A 15,573-nucleotide genomic window follows, 5' to 3' on the forward strand; every position below is an offset into this window, starting at 1 on the left:
CTTCGCGTCGCAACGGAAGTGCATTCGATTCTAGGGAAAAGAAATTGATGAAAAAACGCTAATGAATTGGATAAATGAATCAGATTGCAACAGGGTGTTTCGTTACTCATTTGGAATAGATTTTTATGCTTGCGTCCTGAAAGTGTCGCAATGCGTAAGAAGTGCGGACCGTTGCTTGCCCCATCGGTAAGGATGGGCGTAACGGCCAGGTAAGCCGCGCGTGTCCATATTCATTTTTATTTAATCTATTTTTAAATCATTTTCTTTCACAGCGCTTAAAGTGCCGAATATTTTTGAATTATTTTCGATTTTCGTCGCGGCATTTTTTCCGCGTAATGTCAGCGTGGAGATTGGGTGCCGGGGCGGCGCATGGGTGGTGCATGTCTGATTGGAGGAATGACTTTGGTCCGTTTCACGTTCAAAAGCAGGATTGCTGTGCTCGCCTGTGCGGCCGGAATGACGGCGGCATTGGTCAGCTTCACGGCGTCCGCGGAAACTGTGTTGAACGCGAAAAACTCCTGGATCGGCAATACCTTCGGTTTCGGCGACGGCACGTGGACACAGATCAACATCACCGCGATTGCGGTGGCGCCCGACGGCAAGGTCTATACGAACGCGCCGTGGGATGAAAGCGGCGCCGAAGCGAGCGTCTACCAGAACGGCAAGATGCTCGGCTTCGCGGGCGGCACGCATGGTTGGGGCAACGGCGGCGGCAGCGCGATTGCGGTGAATCGTAAGTACGCGTTCGTGGCGATCGCGGTCGGCAACGAGAAGGGACATCTGGTCGAGCCGGGCGTATGGCCGGAGAAGGGCAAACAATGGTTCGGCATTTCGCGCCGGCAGATCGCCGATCCGAAGCGCGCCGCGCCGTTCCAGCCGGCCGCAAAAAGCGCCGACCCGCATGCGCAACTAGCTGCGGGCTTTCTGATGATGAACGAAGTGCCGACCGGCACCAGCGCCGAAGTCGGCGGTTTGGCGGCGAACGACACCACGCTTTACGCGGCAAATACGGCGCGCGATCGCATCGAAGTTTATGACACGGAATCGATGCAGCAGAAAACCACGTGGACCATGCACGAACCTGGCCGCATTGCGCTTGCCCCCGACGGCACGCTCTGGGTGTTGAGCGGCACGCGCAGCGACAAGGCCCCGCAGGTGGAGCACTACACCGCTGCGGGCAAGCGCATCGACGAAACGTTCGCGTTGCCCGCCGGGACGATTGCGGTCGATATCGCCGTCGACGCACAAGGACGTGTGCTGATCGCCGACAACGGCCCGCGTCAACAAGTGCTGTTCTTCAGCAGGAGCAATGGCCGTTATGCGGAGTCGGGCTCGCTCGGCGAACGCGGCGGGATTTTCAGCGGCACGCCCGGCAAACCGGGCCCGCTGCGCTTCAACGGTTTGACCGGCGTGGGCGTGGATGCACGCGGCAACGTCTATGTGTCGACCAATGGCATCGGCCCGCGCTACGACCCGATCGGCGCGGGTCTCGGCGCCACGCTCGAAAGCTATGCGCCCGACGGCAAGCAGAACTGGCAGGTGCAAGGCTTGTTGTTTGTCGACGGTGCATGGATCGATCCGTCACGTCCGGATAGCGTCTATACCGGCAACAAACGCTTCGATCTCGATCTTTCGAAGCCGGCGGGTCAGGACTGGAAATACGCGGGTTTTCTGTCGAACCGTTTCAAGTATCCCGACGACCCTGTCTTTCACACCGATCAATATCCCGGCTTGCCGATCGCCCGCAAGCTCAAGGGCCACACGTTCCTGTACCTGACGGACATGTACGCGGATCACCTGAAGATCTATCGGTTCGACCCGCAGCACGACGGCGAAACAGCGATTCCGTCGGGCTTCATCGCCGGACGTGAACGCGCGGTGGCCAAGGTGCCGAACGCGCCGCCCGGCGGCGACTGGATCTGGCGCGACGCGAACGGCGACGGCAAGTTCGACACCGGCGAGTTCACGCTCAACACGAGCGGCACGAAGCTCGCGGGCGGCTGGGGCTGGTGGGTCGATAGCGCGGGCGATATCTGGCGCACGCGGGACAACAAAGGCATCTATCGATTCCGCTTCGGCGGTCTGGATGCGAAGGGCAATCCCGTCTATTCGTATTCGAACCTGACGCAATACCCGGTGCCGCCGCCGTTCACCGAACTGCATCGCGCGATCTATGAGCCCGACACCGACACGATGTACGTGACCGGCTATACGCCCGATACGCCGTCCGACCGAGGCTTCTGGAAAGAGGTGGGGCGCGTGCTGGTGCGTTACGACAAATGGTCGAGCGGCAATCCGGTACAGCGCTATTCGATCACGCTGCCGTGGACCACGCAGAGCAAACCGATCGCCACGATCATCGGCCTCACGGTCGAAGGGCAATACATCTTCGGCGTCGAACCGGTCGGCGCGGTGCATGTGTGGGACAAGGACAGCGGCCGCGAGCTCGGCGTGATCCGTCCAGGCCCGGAAGTGGGCCGCGCGTCGGGCTGGGTCGACGTGCCCAACGGCATCAGCGCCGCGAAGCGCGGCAATGGCGAGTATCTCGTGTTCGTCGAAGAAGACGCCCGCGGGAAAGTGATGATGTATCGCTGGAAGCCTTGATGACGTGGGCGACGTGAAGTTTTATCCGCATTACAGGCAACTGAGCAGGCAACTGAGCAGGCAACTGAGCAGGCAACTGGATTAACTCAAGGCATCCGATGGACAAAGGCATTCTCAAGAACGTAGCGATCAACTTCTTCGGGCTGGTGCTGCCGACTTTCGTCTCGCTCGTGACCGTGCCGTCGTATATCAAGCTGCTCGGTGTCGAGCGCTACGGCGTGATCAGTCTCGTGTGGACCCTGATCGGCTACTTCGGGATTCTCGATCTCGGCATGAGCATGGCCGCACAGAATCACATCTCGAAGGCGCGCGCCTCGGGCAACCAGGGCGAGAGCGCGCGCGTGTTCTGGAGCGCGACGTGGCTCAATCTCGCGACCGGTATCGCCGGCGGTTTGATCATCTATTTCGGCGCGTTTCTGTACACCGCGTATTTCACCAAGGTGTCACCCGAACTGCAGCATGAGGTCTATATGGCGCTGCCGTGGCTCGCGGTGGCGATTCCGATTGCCAATGTGTCATGGGTGTTCGCCGGTGCGATCAACGGCGCGGAACGCTTTGGCGTCTACAACACCAACCAGACGATCGGCACCTTCCTGTTCCAGTTGCTGCCGCTCGGCGCGGCGCTATGGCTGGGGGCGACCTTGCAGAACGTGCTCGCCGCCGCGGTGTTCGCACGGATTCTGGCCGCGATTCTGCTAGGCCGTTCCGCGCTCAAAGTGCTGGAGATTCGCAGCATTCTGCCGCCGCAGCTCGGCGTAGCGAAGGGCCTTTTCAACTTCGGCGGCTGGATGCTGATTGCAAGCGTCACCAACATGATCGCCGAGTCGCTCGACCGCGTAATGCTCGGCACGAGTCTCGGCGCGCGTTTCGTCACGTATTACACGGTGCCGCAGAACCTCGTGACGCGTTTGAACATCGTACCGACCGCGATGGTCCGCACGCTGTTTCCGCGCCTCTCGGCCGTGAGCCGCGCGGATGCGGACACCATCACGCAGCAGTCGCTCGAATTTCTCAATGGCGTGTTCACGCCGGTCGCACTGGTTGCCATGCTGGTGCTCGAGCCATTCCTGCATCTGTGGGTCGGCAATGAAATCGCCACCGTGGCGGCCCCAGTCGGGCGGATCATGATCGTCGCCGTGTGGCTTGTCGGGCAGGCGAACGTCACGCGGATTCTGATCCAGTCACAGGTCAATCCGGCCACCGCCGCGCGCGTCGGCTTGTTCGAATTGCCCCTGTTTGCAGGGGCTTTGTGGCTCGGCATCAGCCATTTCGGGTTGACCGGCGCGGCGATGGCCGTGGCTGGCCGGGCCCTGTTCGATTACGCGGTGTTGCTGCGTCTGTCGGCGATTCGCGCGCGCCAGATCGCGCTCGACATGCTCGCCCACCTGGTTTTTCTGCTGGCCAGCCTCTGGCTTGCCAGCTTCCTGCCGAGTCTCGCTGTGGCGATCGTCGCCGGCCTGTTGATGGTGGGCGCGAATGTCGCCTGGTCGATCACGATGACACCCGCCTTGCGCGATCTTGCGCGTTCACTGCTGTTGCGACTGAATCCGAGGAAAAGCGCATGAACCACGAAGTCCTTGAAGAAGCCGTGCTGCAGCCCGCGACGCGCACAGCACTGGACGAGCTCACCGGCGTTCCCGGCGTTCAGGCGCCGCCGCGCCGAACGGCGCTGCGCAGTGACAAGACGGTGCGCATTGCGATCGTGCACGACTGGCTCGTCACCTATGCGGGCGCCGAGAAGGTACTCGAGCAGATCGTCGCGTGCTTTCCGGACGCCGACCTGTTCAGCCTCGTCGATTTTCTCGACGACCGCAGTTTTCTGCGCGGCAAGCCGGTGACGACCTCGTTCATTCAGAAATTGCCGCTTGCGCGCACCAAATACCGCACGTATCTGCCTTTGATGCCGCTCGCGATCGAGCAGCTCGATGTGTCGGCCTACGACGTCGTGATCTCGAGCAGTCACGCCGTGGCGAAAGGGATTCTCACGGGCCCCGACCAGGTGCATATCAGCTACGTGCATTCGCCGATCCGCTATGCGTGGGATCTGCAGCACCAGTACTTGCAGCAGTCGAAGCTGACCGCCGGGCCGAAGTCCGCGATGGCGCGGCTGATTCTGCACTACATCCGCAACTGGGATATCCGCACATCGAATTCGGTGGATGGCTTTGTCGCGAACTCCGACTTCATCGCGCGGCGCATCAGGAAGGTCTATCAGCGCGAAGCGCAGGTGATCTTTCCGCCCGTGGATGTCGAAGCATTTTCGCTCTGCACCGACAAGGACGATTTCTATCTGACCGCCTCGCGGATGGTGCCGTACAAGAAGATCGACCTGATCGTCGAGGCGTTCGCGCGGATGCCGGAACGCAAGCTGGTAGTGATCGGCGACGGCCCCGACATGCAGAAGATCCGCGCGAAGGCGGGGCCGAATGTCGAGATCATGGGTTACCAGCCGTTCAAGGTGCTCAAGGAAAAGATGAGCCGCGCGAAAGCGTTCGTGTTCGCGGCTGAAGAGGACTTCGGCATCTCCGTGGTCGAAGCGCAGGCGTGCGGCACGCCGGTGATTGCCTATGGCAAGGGCGGGGCGCTCGAAACCGTGCGCGATCTGTCGGAGCCGCGGCCCACCGGCATGTTCTTCGATGAGCAGGACGCCGAGTCGATCATCGCCGCGGTCGAGCGTTTCGACGCTCACATGAAGCGCTTTTCGCCGGTGGATTGCCGCGCGAACGCCGAGCAATTCTCCGCCGCGAATTTCCGCGAACGTTTCTTCGCGCATGTGCGGGCTTCGGTGCCGGCATTGCGCTCGGCGAAGCTGCCGCCGTACGTCCCCTACAAGGCGGAAGCGGGCGCCAACGCGCCGCGCATTCTTGCCGTCGACCAGAGCGGTGTGCTCGGCGGCGCCGAGTTATCGCTGCTGGAAATCGTTAAAGCGTTGCGCTCGCGCGTCGAAGTCGTGCTGTTCGATGATGGCCCGTTCCGCACGGCGCTCGTCCAGGCTGGCGTGAGCGTCAACGTGCTCGACGCCGGCGCATTGCGCAACGTCCGCAAGCAGGGCGGCTCGTTGCCCAAGGGGCAGGCGTTCAAAGGCCTGATGTCGCTCGTGCGCGCGACCGCGAAACGCGCGCGCAGCGCCGAGGTGATCTACGCGAACACCCAGCGCGCGATGGTGATCGGCGCGATTGCCGGCAAGCTTGCAAGGCGGCCGGTGGTCTGGCATCTGCGCGACATCGTGAGTCCCGAGCATTTCGGCGGCAAGCAACTGGCGATCATCAAGTGGTGCGCACGCTTCGGGCTCACGCATGTGATCGCCAATTCGGCGGCCTCCGCGCGTGCCTTCGCGGAACTCACGCGTTTCGACGAAAAGCGTATCGACGTGGTGTTCAACGGCATTTCTTCCGCACCGTTCGACGCCTTGCGCACCGTTCCGCAAGCGACGCTGCGCCGGCGCCTGAATCTGCCGCAGGACGCGTTTCTGGTCGGCTCGTTCAGCCGCCTCGCGCGCTGGAAGGGGCAACATGTGCTGCTCGAGGCGATGGTCCTCAACCCGCACATGCATGCGGTGCTGGTCGGCGCGCCGCTGTTCGGCGAGGACGCGTACGAGATCGAATTACATGCTTTCGTGGCCGCGCACCACCTCGGTGGCCGAGTCCATTTCCTCGGTTTTCAGCACGACATTCCGGCTTGCATGTGCGCGGTCGACGCGGTCGTCCATACGTCGATCACGCCGGAGCCGTTCGGCCGCGTGATCGTCGAGGGCATGCTGGCGCAGCGGCCGGTGGTGGCGGCACGCGCGGGCGGCGTGCTGGAGATCATCGACGATTACGAGAATGGCGTGCTGTGCACGCCCGCCGACGCGCACGGTCTCGCCGACACGCTCGCCGAATTGCGTTCGAACGACGATCTGCGTAACAGGCTGGTCAGGAACGGCTATCAGACGGCGCTGAGCCGGTTCGGCACCACAACCTATGTGGAAGGTGTCGAGCGGATTCTGAAGCGCGTGGCGGGGCGTTAGGGCGCTTGCACGGGCGCTTGAGCGAGGTGATTTAACGCGGGGTAGGCAGGGACTCGGCCGGTTCCTGTCGTTAGCGCAGCGGAGCGAACGTCCTGTGGACCTTCGCTCCGTTTTTTTGTGTGTTTTTTTCGTTGCGATCAAGCCTGTTTCAATGCGGCTTTGGGTTTCGGGCGTGGGTTAATGAGCGGTGTTTCCGACTCGGGCGCTGGATATTCCTACGCATCGAACTGAACCGGCTGATTTTTCATTGAGGGGTCTGTACCGTATTGTTCGCAAAGAGTTTGTAATACGTAATGATTGCGAGGAGATGCGGTGAGATTTCTTGTTGAGAGCAGTTCGGGAGCGTCGTCGACAGCCGTTCGGGGCGCAGCAGTCGCAGCGCTGGTTGTCGGTGCGGCGCTGTTTTCTCCTTTCTGTCATGCCGACGACATCACTTACGGCTACGACGCACTGGGTCGGCTTGTGTCGGTAACCGTGGCGGGCAATGCGGCGTATTACGACTACGACGCGGCCGGCAATATCACGGCGATCCGGCGGCAGGGTGCGTTGTCTTCAACGGTGCCGGTGAGCGGCACGGGTTCACCGCCTCCGTCGGATACCGGCAAATCGGCATTGTCGCCAGCCTTGACTCAGGCCAGCGTACTGTAGGTTCGCGGCGCCCGATCCCTTCCCAGTCTCTTTCAGACCTTTATGCACTCCATCGATGCCCTCGTGGCGCGTCGGGTCCTTTTGCGCCCGTTCGTGCTATTTTTCTTCGTACTGCTGTCTTGGTTCGTCACGCCTCACGCACACGCCGAGTGTTCCGACGACTACGCCGCGAACGGCGCCTACCCGACTAATCCGAGCTGTGGTCTGCTGGCGGCAAGCGCGAACTTCAAAACCGGCGGCTTTGCCTGTGGTGAACCGTTTACGATCGCCGCCTATTGTGGCGGTTCTTCCGGCGGCACCACGGTCGAACCAGAGTCGCCTGACGAAGCCGTGATCCTCGATGGTGACGGACTGGACGGCCTCCCTGGGGGCGCGGGCGGCTGTGCGGCTGAGGCGACGGCCGGATGCGGAAGCAGCACCTCGGGTGGCGACCCGGTCAGGCTTTACACGGGCCAGTTCCATCTGGTCGCCCATGACCTGCATGTCGCCGACACGATCGTACTGGATCTTGCCCGGGTTTATCGCAGCAGCGCGTATGACACCTCGGGCAGGCCGATGGCCGGCGCCCTGGGTATCGGGACGACCTTTAACTACGACCGCTACCTCACGGTGGACGCGGCGGACAGTAATGGCGTGCGTCAACGGATCGGGTTGTATCTGCCGAGTGGCATCCGCATTTCATTCGCCATGCGCGCCGGCACCAGTACGATCTGGGACGACCTGACAAGCCCGGGCGACTATTACCGCGCCACCATCAGCAACGCCGATCGCAACGGTACGACGAAGATTCTCACCCTGCGCGACGGCCGGGTGCAGCGCTTCACAATGATTGCCGGGACCTACCGGCTCAGCAGCATGCAGGACCGCAACGGCAACACGGTCACGATCGCCCGCGACAGCGCGACTGGCGCGGTCACAGGCATCAACGGCCCGAATGGCCGTGCGCTGACGTTCACGTCGATTGTGGGCGCACGGGGCACGCCGCTCATCGCGCGTGTGACCGATCCGCTGAACCGCCAGGTCAGCTATACGTACGACAGCCAGGACCGCCTCACCCAGGTGATGGACGCGGGCGGCGGCGTGTGGAAATACGGCTGGGACAGCAAGTCACGCCTCGTGAGCGTCACGAACCCCGAAGGCAGCATCCAGGTCACCAACACCTACGACGACAGCGACCGGGTGATCACCCAGAAGCTCGCTGACGGCAGCACCTTCGGCTTCGCCTATACGGTGGCCGACGGCAAGGTCAAGCAGACCGACGTGACTGATCGGCGCGGCAGCATCCGCCGCGTGGAGTTCGACGCGAATGGACGGGTGGTGCGCAACACGTATCCGCTGGGCGACACCACGCAGCAGGTGCAGATCTTTATGCATGACGCCAACGGTCGCCTGACAAACGCGACGACGGGCGACCGCCAGTACACGTATGGCTACGACACGAACGGCAACCGCACAAGCGCGGCCGACCAGTCCGGCACATTGGTCATACGCACCTTCGACAGCTACAGCCAGTTGCTGACCGAAGCACAGGCGGGTGACCCGCAGCTCGGCGTCGCCACTACCTATACGTACGACGCGAACGGCAACCTGCTGACCGTGACCGACCGGCTGGGTAACCGTAGCACGCTGACAAACGACAGCCAGGGCCGCGTGCTGACCGTGACTGACGCGCTGAAGGGCGTCATGCGCTATGCCTATACCGGCGGCGACCTGACCGGTGTCACCGATCCGCTGAACCGCGCCACACAGTACACCACCGACGCAGCCGGCCGCGTGACGGCGGTGCAGGATCCGCTGGGCAACAAGACGAAGCGTACGCTCGATGCGCTGGACCGCACCACTGACGTGACGGATGCACTGGGAGGTGTGACCCGTTTTGTGTGGGACGGCAATGGCCACCTGCTGAGCCAGGCTGATCCGAGGGGCGTGACGACGCGCTACACGTACAACACGAACGGTCAGCCGGTCAGTAAATCCGATGCACTGGGTCGTAGCGAAACGTACACGTGGAACAGCGCGGGGCAGCTGGCGACAGTAACTGATCGCATGGACCAGACGAGGACGTACGGTTACGACGCGGCCGGTCAGCTGGAGACGGTCTATTTCAGGCCACAGGGCAGCCCGAACGGCAAGCCTGTTCGTAGCTGGAGCTACGGCAGGGATGCGTTCGGCAGGCTCCAGACGACGATTGATACCGGTGTGAATCAGTCTCCAGCATCGACCTATCGCTACTACGACAGTGTGACGGGCTACGTCAACGGGTGGTTTGAGCAGGGCAGCCAGCAGGGGCGCTGGTGGTTGCGCTATGCAACTGGCGGTCGCGACCTGGCGCGCATCGAGATGACCGATGCGACGGTGGACTACAGCCGCGACGCCGAACACAGGATCACGCAGATCCAGTACAGGGTGAACGGCGAAGCGCCGCGCACGTTTGGCTACAGCTACGACGCGCTGGGCCGGCGCAGTCAGGCGACGCTGGCCAACGGGATCACGGTGACCTACACATGGGACGCGGCCAGCCAGCTGACTGACATCACGTACAAACGCGCCGACGGCAGCGTGCTGGGCGACCTGACGTACGGCTATGACTTGGGCGGGCGCCGCACCAAGGCCGGCGGGAGTCTTGCAAAAGTAGACCTGCCGCAGGCAGTGAACGACGCGCAGTACAACATGGCGAACCAGCTCACGCGCTGGTCGGGCAGGACACTGGCCTATGATCTGAACGGTAACCTGAGCAGTGACGGCACGAACCAGTACAGCTGGAACCCGCAGGGCCTGCTGGCCGGGATGACAGGAGGCACGACGGCTAGCTTCAGCTACGACATCTATGGTCATCGCCGCGATCAGACGGTCAATGGTCACCGGACACAGTCGTTCTGGATTGGCGATGAGTTGAACTTCACGATTGTCGACAACGACTACGCGCACCGTATCCGCCAGTTTTCGCCGTATCCGGAGAGCGGGCTGGATGAACTGACGTACCGGCGTATCGGGGACGATGCGAGCCAGGACCGGTTTGTGTTGCGTGATGCGAATAACAATGTGATTGCGCTGACGGATGCGAATCAGCAGAGCCAGACGCAGTACCGGTATGAACCGTATGGCAAGACTACGCAGACCGGCGCGGCGGACCCGAATCCGCAGCAGTACGCGGGGCGGGAGAATGACGGGACGGGGCTGTATTACTATCGGAACCGGTATTACAGTCCGGGCATCGGCAGGTTCATCAGCGAAGACCCCCTGGGCTACGCGAGCGGGCAGACCAATGCGTATGCCTACGTCAACGGGAATCCGGTTTCGCTAATAGATCCTTTCGGATTCTGGAGCGTTAGCGTTGGCGGCTACGTGGGGATCGGCGGACAAGTTACTGTCTACGGAGATGGTTCGACGATCACGGGATATGGGGGGCGTGGTGGCTTTGGTTTGGGTGGTGGAGTTAGTTATGACCCCAACGGCGCAGCTCCTAGCCAAAGCGCTACCGGTTCATCCGTGACTGTCGGTGGTTTTGCGGAGGCCGATGCTAACTGGGGGCCTATTACTGGAAGTGGTACCTATTCTCGCGGTATGGAAGTTAACCAGTCCGGTTCTTCAGGTCTTCCGGGGTTCGGCTGGAGACCCTATGGAGGCTTGGGCGGCAGTGTTACCGGTAGTTTTCCGGGTGATGGTTTTAAGGGTTCTGCCTGTGCAGCAGTTGGCATTGAGGTGACCACGACTCGTGGAAAATAAATTGAGGATCTGGCCAGTGATCAAGCTGGTGGCTCTATCGGGGGCTCTGAGTGCAGGATTGTTTGCGTCGCCACTCGATACCTTCTCGATTGAAGTCCGGATGTTTATTGGTCTAGTAGGTGCGGCGATGGGAGGGCTTGGTTCCTTGGGGTTTCTCCTGTTGCACCATCTTGTTTGGCCGAAAGCGAGAAAATGGAAAGTGCCGGCATGGTCTAACGGCTTGCTCTCGCCATGGCAGTGGGTACATTTTTTTGCAATGGCCCTCCTGTCAATGAGCGTTGGGGAGTGGTTTGCCTTCTTGTTCAAGTATGGATGGTACGAATCCACGCAATCCTTCGTATTCTTCGGAATGGGGCTAGGGATGTGGGTAGGTGCTCGACTCGGGATTATGATTTTTAAGTCGAGAGTGCCAGCGCCTTCATAAGAGAAGTATCTGTATGGAGTTACATTGAAGGCCGGCGCTCGTGTCATCAGAGATGCGTTGTCAGCACAAATCTGTAGTGCAATCTGAACGAAGAAGGCCGCACGTAAACTGGCCCTGCAAAGTGAGACATTTTTCGACTAGGGCCGCGAACGCTGAGTCCTGTACATCCCAGGACTCAGCGCGGGTAAGTTCGGCCAATGCGGCTACGACGGGGTCGGCCGACTGCAAGCGGATGACTGTCGGCGCAGTACTGGTTGTACTACTATCGGAACCGGTATTACAACCCAACGACCGCACGATTCATCAGTGAAGACCCCATAGGCTGGGCGAGTGGGCAGACGAACGCGTATGCTTACGTGGGTGGGAACCCGGTGCAGTTCAGCGATCCGATGGGGTTGCAGGCAATTCCGCTTCCTGTACCCCCTCCACTGGCTGGGCCGAGTTGCAGTCCGGGCTCAGGAGGGGTTCCGAAATGGTTTAACGATCTCTTTGACGGGTCGACCTTTAACAGGCCAAGTAAAACGCCGAATAAGGGCGAGCCAGGGTCGGTTCACGTAAATCCGGGCAGTGGGCAGGAGCGAGGTTATGGTGCTGACGGATGGCCGGATTGGGATGTTGACTGGGACCAGCACCATGGTCCGAATACGCCTGTGCCGCACGGGCATGACTGGGGGCGTAAGGAGAATGGCGATCCCTCGCGCGGAGATCCCGTCCCTATTCATGGTCCGTGGCAACCGAAATGATGGACGGAAAAATGGATATCGGTAATGTTTCCTACAACGACTTCTCCCTGCACGATGCAGAAATAGTCTCAATCGGCATGGATCGAGGTACCTCGGTATACAGGATCGGCTTGTTGCGTGTGACGGGACAACTTTGCACAGTCGAGTTATTCGGCGTTAAAGCATTTCGCGCCGAAGACTTCGTGTTGCAAAACGTAGTAAGCCGAGTGCTAAGGTCCACCGCACGACAATTTTCGACGGAGGAGATCGATTACTGGGTGACTTGGGCTACCAGCTTTTCCGACACCGACTCCTGGTTGAAACCTGACTCTAAACACCATTGGTTAGCGGACTTCAATGATGGGAGGCTGGAGCTAGTTCTTTTCGAGCCATCGATCGGGGCGCAGATTGCCGTGGTCTGCAATCGGCTGCTATTTCGACCGTCCGCGTCTGAACACGCTCGGGCAGATAGCGCCTAGTCCAGAAGGACTCCAAAGCGCTGCCCCTCGAATTGGTGGATTTGGAGTTTGGGCTACCTATGGTCAATCGAGGAGCGTGGGTACGTTCCGCCAAATGCAACTACGACGCGGTCGCCCAACTGTGGACAGTGACACGCTGTTGCAGTACCGATGTATTACTATCGGAGTCGGTACTACAGTCCGCAGACTGGTAGGTTTATCAGTGAAGACCCCATAGGCTGGGCGAGTGGGCAGACGAATGCGTATGCTTATGTAGATGGCAATCCGGTTCAGTTTACGGATCCGTTTGGCGAGTCTAAGCTGATGCCCTTTACAGGTGGACCGCCGGGAGGATTTATTGTTCATCCCTTTAAGCCCGATGTGAACTACTACGATTCAAATGGCGATTTGTCGGCCCAATATCACGGTAGCCATTCTCATGGCGGGATGATGCCGCACGGGCATAACGCCGGTTCGAATTTTGATCGCGACGAAGGGCTGCCACTTTGTCCGATCCCTTAAGATTTGCTGCTGGATTAGTGAGGTGGGAGTGAGTTTTGTGATCGGTCGTGACAACGTTGCCGCGACCGATCGCAATGCCAGATGAAATGGAGTGCGCTAACTCTGTCGGCGAATGAGGCTACATGACGAGCGAAGCTATTGACTTTGGATGGGGTGAGGTAGGCAACTCTATCTTGTTGAAGAATGTATTTGGCTACTGGCCCGCCTTCCACGATGCGCATGTTCTGTCTATCAAGATGGAGCATGGGAAACGTGCCGCCGGGGCCGTCGATCTTATGATCGAATTGCGCCACTGGGGGCAAGATGACCCCAACTGGATCACACGTGGACCAGACTGTGTCGTCACGCTGACTCTCTTCGAGATAAAAATTGCCGACATATCCATGGACGCCTTCGTTCAAGATAACTGGGTATGCGACGTTTGTTTCACAAGGACAGACGACAATCTCCTTCTCTTCGAACTTGATCCCAATAGCGGCGTAAGTATTTTCCTCGCGTGCGTATCTGCCGAGATTACTCGCATAGAGCCGTATCACGCACCCGTTGTTGCGGCTACGACGTGACATCCGTCCCGGCAAACCGGGCAGGAACATTGCACTACCGATGTACTACTATCGGAACCGGTATTACAGTCCACAGACTGGCAGGTTCATCAGCGAGGACCCGATAGGCTGGGCGAGTGGGCAGACGAATGCGTATGCTTATGTCAACGGGAATCCGGTGCAGCTCACGGATCCGGCAGGGCTGCAGTGGGCTTTTCCGATTACACCGCCCCCAGTGCCAGGGATGGGTCCAAGGACGGGCGGTGGTGTTCCGCCATGGGTCCAGCGATCTTGTCAACGGAATTACGTCGATCAAGCCGCCGGCAAATGCCTACGATCCGAACGGACCGAAGGCGCCCGGTAAGCCCTCCGCGGCGGATGGATTTCAAGACCCCAAGGGTGGTGAAAATTGGGTACCCAATCCGAATCCAGGACGGGGAGGCTCATGGGGATGGGAAGATGCTGACGGGAACGTCTGGTGTCCGACTGGACAGGGCGGCCGGGCGCACGGCGATCCACATTGGGACATACAAGGACCGGGTGGTAAGTATGGGAACATGTACCCCGGTGGGAAATACAGACCCGGAAAATTAGTCAGCGATCTTTATCAGTACCCGTCGCCGCGTCGGAGTGCGAACACGAATAGTGGCAGGTTTGCACTCTGCTGAACTGGGAGTAATTGTGAAAAATATACAGATCATTGATGGTGCGGTTAATTGCGTGTACGACATATTCTCGGCGACAGACGAAGAGTTCAACCTGATTTTTCCGTCTGGCCAGGACGTGGCATTCATTGATGAGATATATCAATTGGGTGACCCTGACGAACTCGACGAAGCATTTAAGCGAATTTGGCGTCGCCGCATAAGGAAAGCGGACGCTCAAGGCATACATGGGATAATTTTTTACGAGTTGGACGAGAAGAAAACTTTCTACCCTACTCGCAAGGACGAAGAAGCGATTAACCCGGATGGAACATTTCTACGAAGTCAATCCTGAGTTGCAGTGAAGAGGAAAAATCGACATCCCGCCGGACCCTGTTGTTAGGTCTATTCGAGAAATGTGCTACGACGCGACCACCCATGTGCAAATAGTTGGGTGTCTCGCAGTAGCGGTTGTACTACTATCGCAATAGGTACTACAACCCAACGACCGCACGATTCATCAGTGAAGACCCCATAGCCTGGGCGAGTGGGCAGACGAATGCGTATGCTTACGTCAACGGCAATCCGGTTCAGTTCACGGACCCTACCGGTGAAGCTAGCATTACCTTCGGCCATGGAGCACGACATCTTGCCGATACGGGGCTTTCGGCACAGTGTGTTGAAGGTGCGATATCTGCGCAGGTACAGCCACTGCTACCGCAAACAGCATCGGCGCTGGCTTTCGGGGAACGGTAGTTGTTGACGGTACGAGAATCCAGTATCGAGGGATGCCTATCAACGGCGGCGTACATATAGGAACATATTTCCCATGGTGACTCCTGGCTGTCGAGAGCCTACAACGCACGAGCGAGAACTGATGGATTTACTCGTTGCTCCCGATTTCCCGGGGGTAGAGGAGATCCGGGAGCAGCTAGGGTCGTGTAATGTGCGCGAGATCGATGATGAAGGTAGCCTTGGCTTGCAGATAAAAAACGCTGTAACGGCGTCGGTTATTGCCAGGGTGCCGGTTGAACTCTATGCGCCGGATACAGATGGTTTCGACGTGCATGTTCTGCTGCATGTGATCGACGGGATATGCCAGGAGATCGAAATTTATAAGGACACTCCCGGACCTATAAGGAAACTGCCAGGGAGATGGAATTACTTTGTGCCATCGTCTGGCGGGTCGAATCCTTGAAATTGCCTGATGCATCACAGAAGGGCCGCATGTGCGGCCCTTCTGTATTTAAAGCGGTGTAGTGATGAGTTTCTGG

General features: G+C 59.5%; 14 protein-coding genes and 1 pseudogene. All 15 read left to right on the plus strand.

Annotated elements, in window-relative coordinates; genetic code table 11:
- Nucleotides 1-402: 402 nt before the first annotated feature.
- Nucleotides 403-2,604 carry an NHL repeat-containing protein gene (locus PQR53_RS17780; RefSeq protein ID WP_408456279.1) on the plus strand — a complete coding sequence of 734 codons (2,202 nt, stop codon included), beginning with the start codon at nucleotides 403-405 and terminating at the stop codon, nucleotides 2,602-2,604.
- A 98-nt stretch (nucleotides 2,605-2,702) separates the two neighbouring features.
- Nucleotides 2,703-4,169 carry a flippase gene (locus PQR53_RS17785; RefSeq protein WP_408456231.1) on the plus strand — a complete coding sequence of 489 codons (1,467 nt, stop codon included), beginning with the start codon at nucleotides 2,703-2,705 and terminating at the stop codon, nucleotides 4,167-4,169.
- Nucleotides 4,166-6,613 (plus strand): glycosyltransferase family 4 protein, encoded by a 2,448-nt coding sequence (locus PQR53_RS17790; protein WP_408456234.1) that lies wholly within the window; start codon nucleotides 4,166-4,168, stop codon nucleotides 6,611-6,613. The genes PQR53_RS17785 and PQR53_RS17790 overlap by 4 nt, the downstream gene beginning before the upstream one ends.
- A 312-nt stretch (nucleotides 6,614-6,925) precedes the next feature.
- Nucleotides 6,926-7,261, plus strand: a complete 336-nt coding sequence (locus PQR53_RS17795) for an RHS repeat domain-containing protein (RefSeq protein WP_408456237.1) — start codon at nucleotides 6,926-6,928, stop codon at nucleotides 7,259-7,261.
- A 42-nt stretch (nucleotides 7,262-7,303) separates the two neighbouring features.
- Complete coding sequence (locus PQR53_RS17800; RefSeq protein WP_408456239.1) at nucleotides 7,304-10,987, plus strand: RHS repeat-associated core domain-containing protein; 3,684 nt, start codon at nucleotides 7,304-7,306, stop codon at nucleotides 10,985-10,987.
- Entirely contained in the window at nucleotides 10,977-11,411 is a 435-nt protein-coding gene (locus PQR53_RS17805; protein WP_408456241.1) for a hypothetical protein, read from the plus strand. The genes PQR53_RS17800 and PQR53_RS17805 overlap by 11 nt, the downstream gene beginning before the upstream one ends.
- 254 nt (nucleotides 11,412-11,665) lie before the next feature.
- Nucleotides 11,666-12,154, plus strand: a pseudogene (locus PQR53_RS17810) (RHS repeat-associated core domain-containing protein); the annotation flags it as partial.
- Nucleotides 12,151-12,612: a hypothetical protein gene (locus tag PQR53_RS17815; RefSeq protein ID WP_074300754.1), complete on the plus strand. Its 462-nt coding sequence runs from the start codon at nucleotides 12,151-12,153 to the stop codon at nucleotides 12,610-12,612. The pseudogene PQR53_RS17810 and the gene PQR53_RS17815, both read left to right, overlap by 4 nt.
- A gap of 150 nt (nucleotides 12,613-12,762) precedes the next feature.
- Nucleotides 12,763-13,113 (plus strand): RHS repeat-associated core domain-containing protein, encoded by a 351-nt coding sequence (locus tag PQR53_RS17820; RefSeq protein WP_408456243.1) that lies wholly within the window; start codon nucleotides 12,763-12,765, stop codon nucleotides 13,111-13,113.
- 122 nt (nucleotides 13,114-13,235) lie between these two features.
- A complete protein-coding gene (locus PQR53_RS17825) occupies nucleotides 13,236-13,676 on the plus strand; it encodes an Imm50 family immunity protein (RefSeq protein WP_133892806.1) in 441 nt (146 codons plus the stop codon).
- Between the two features lie 40 nt (nucleotides 13,677-13,716).
- Entirely contained in the window at nucleotides 13,717-14,019 is a 303-nt protein-coding gene (locus PQR53_RS17830) for an RHS repeat-associated core domain-containing protein (protein WP_408456245.1), read from the plus strand.
- Nucleotides 13,922-14,323, plus strand: a complete 402-nt coding sequence (locus tag PQR53_RS17835; RefSeq protein ID WP_408456247.1) for a polymorphic toxin type 37 domain-containing protein — start codon at nucleotides 13,922-13,924, stop codon at nucleotides 14,321-14,323. The genes PQR53_RS17830 and PQR53_RS17835 overlap by 98 nt, the downstream gene beginning before the upstream one ends.
- A 13-nt stretch (nucleotides 14,324-14,336) precedes the next feature.
- Nucleotides 14,337-14,654 (plus strand): DUF8220 family protein, encoded by a 318-nt coding sequence (locus tag PQR53_RS17840; RefSeq protein ID WP_408456249.1) that lies wholly within the window; start codon nucleotides 14,337-14,339, stop codon nucleotides 14,652-14,654.
- Between the two features lie 116 nt (nucleotides 14,655-14,770).
- Complete coding sequence (locus PQR53_RS17845) at nucleotides 14,771-15,055, plus strand: RHS repeat-associated core domain-containing protein (protein WP_408456251.1); 285 nt, start codon at nucleotides 14,771-14,773, stop codon at nucleotides 15,053-15,055.
- A 73-nt stretch (nucleotides 15,056-15,128) separates the two neighbouring features.
- Nucleotides 15,129-15,497 carry a DUF6984 family protein gene (locus PQR53_RS17850; RefSeq protein WP_408456253.1) on the plus strand — a complete coding sequence of 123 codons (369 nt, stop codon included), beginning with the start codon at nucleotides 15,129-15,131 and terminating at the stop codon, nucleotides 15,495-15,497.
- Nucleotides 15,498-15,573: the final 76 nt, after the last annotated feature.

Source organism: Paraburkholderia fungorum (genome assembly GCF_046027605.1).
GTDB classification, from domain to species: Bacteria; Pseudomonadota; Gammaproteobacteria; order Burkholderiales; family Burkholderiaceae; genus Paraburkholderia; species Paraburkholderia fungorum_F.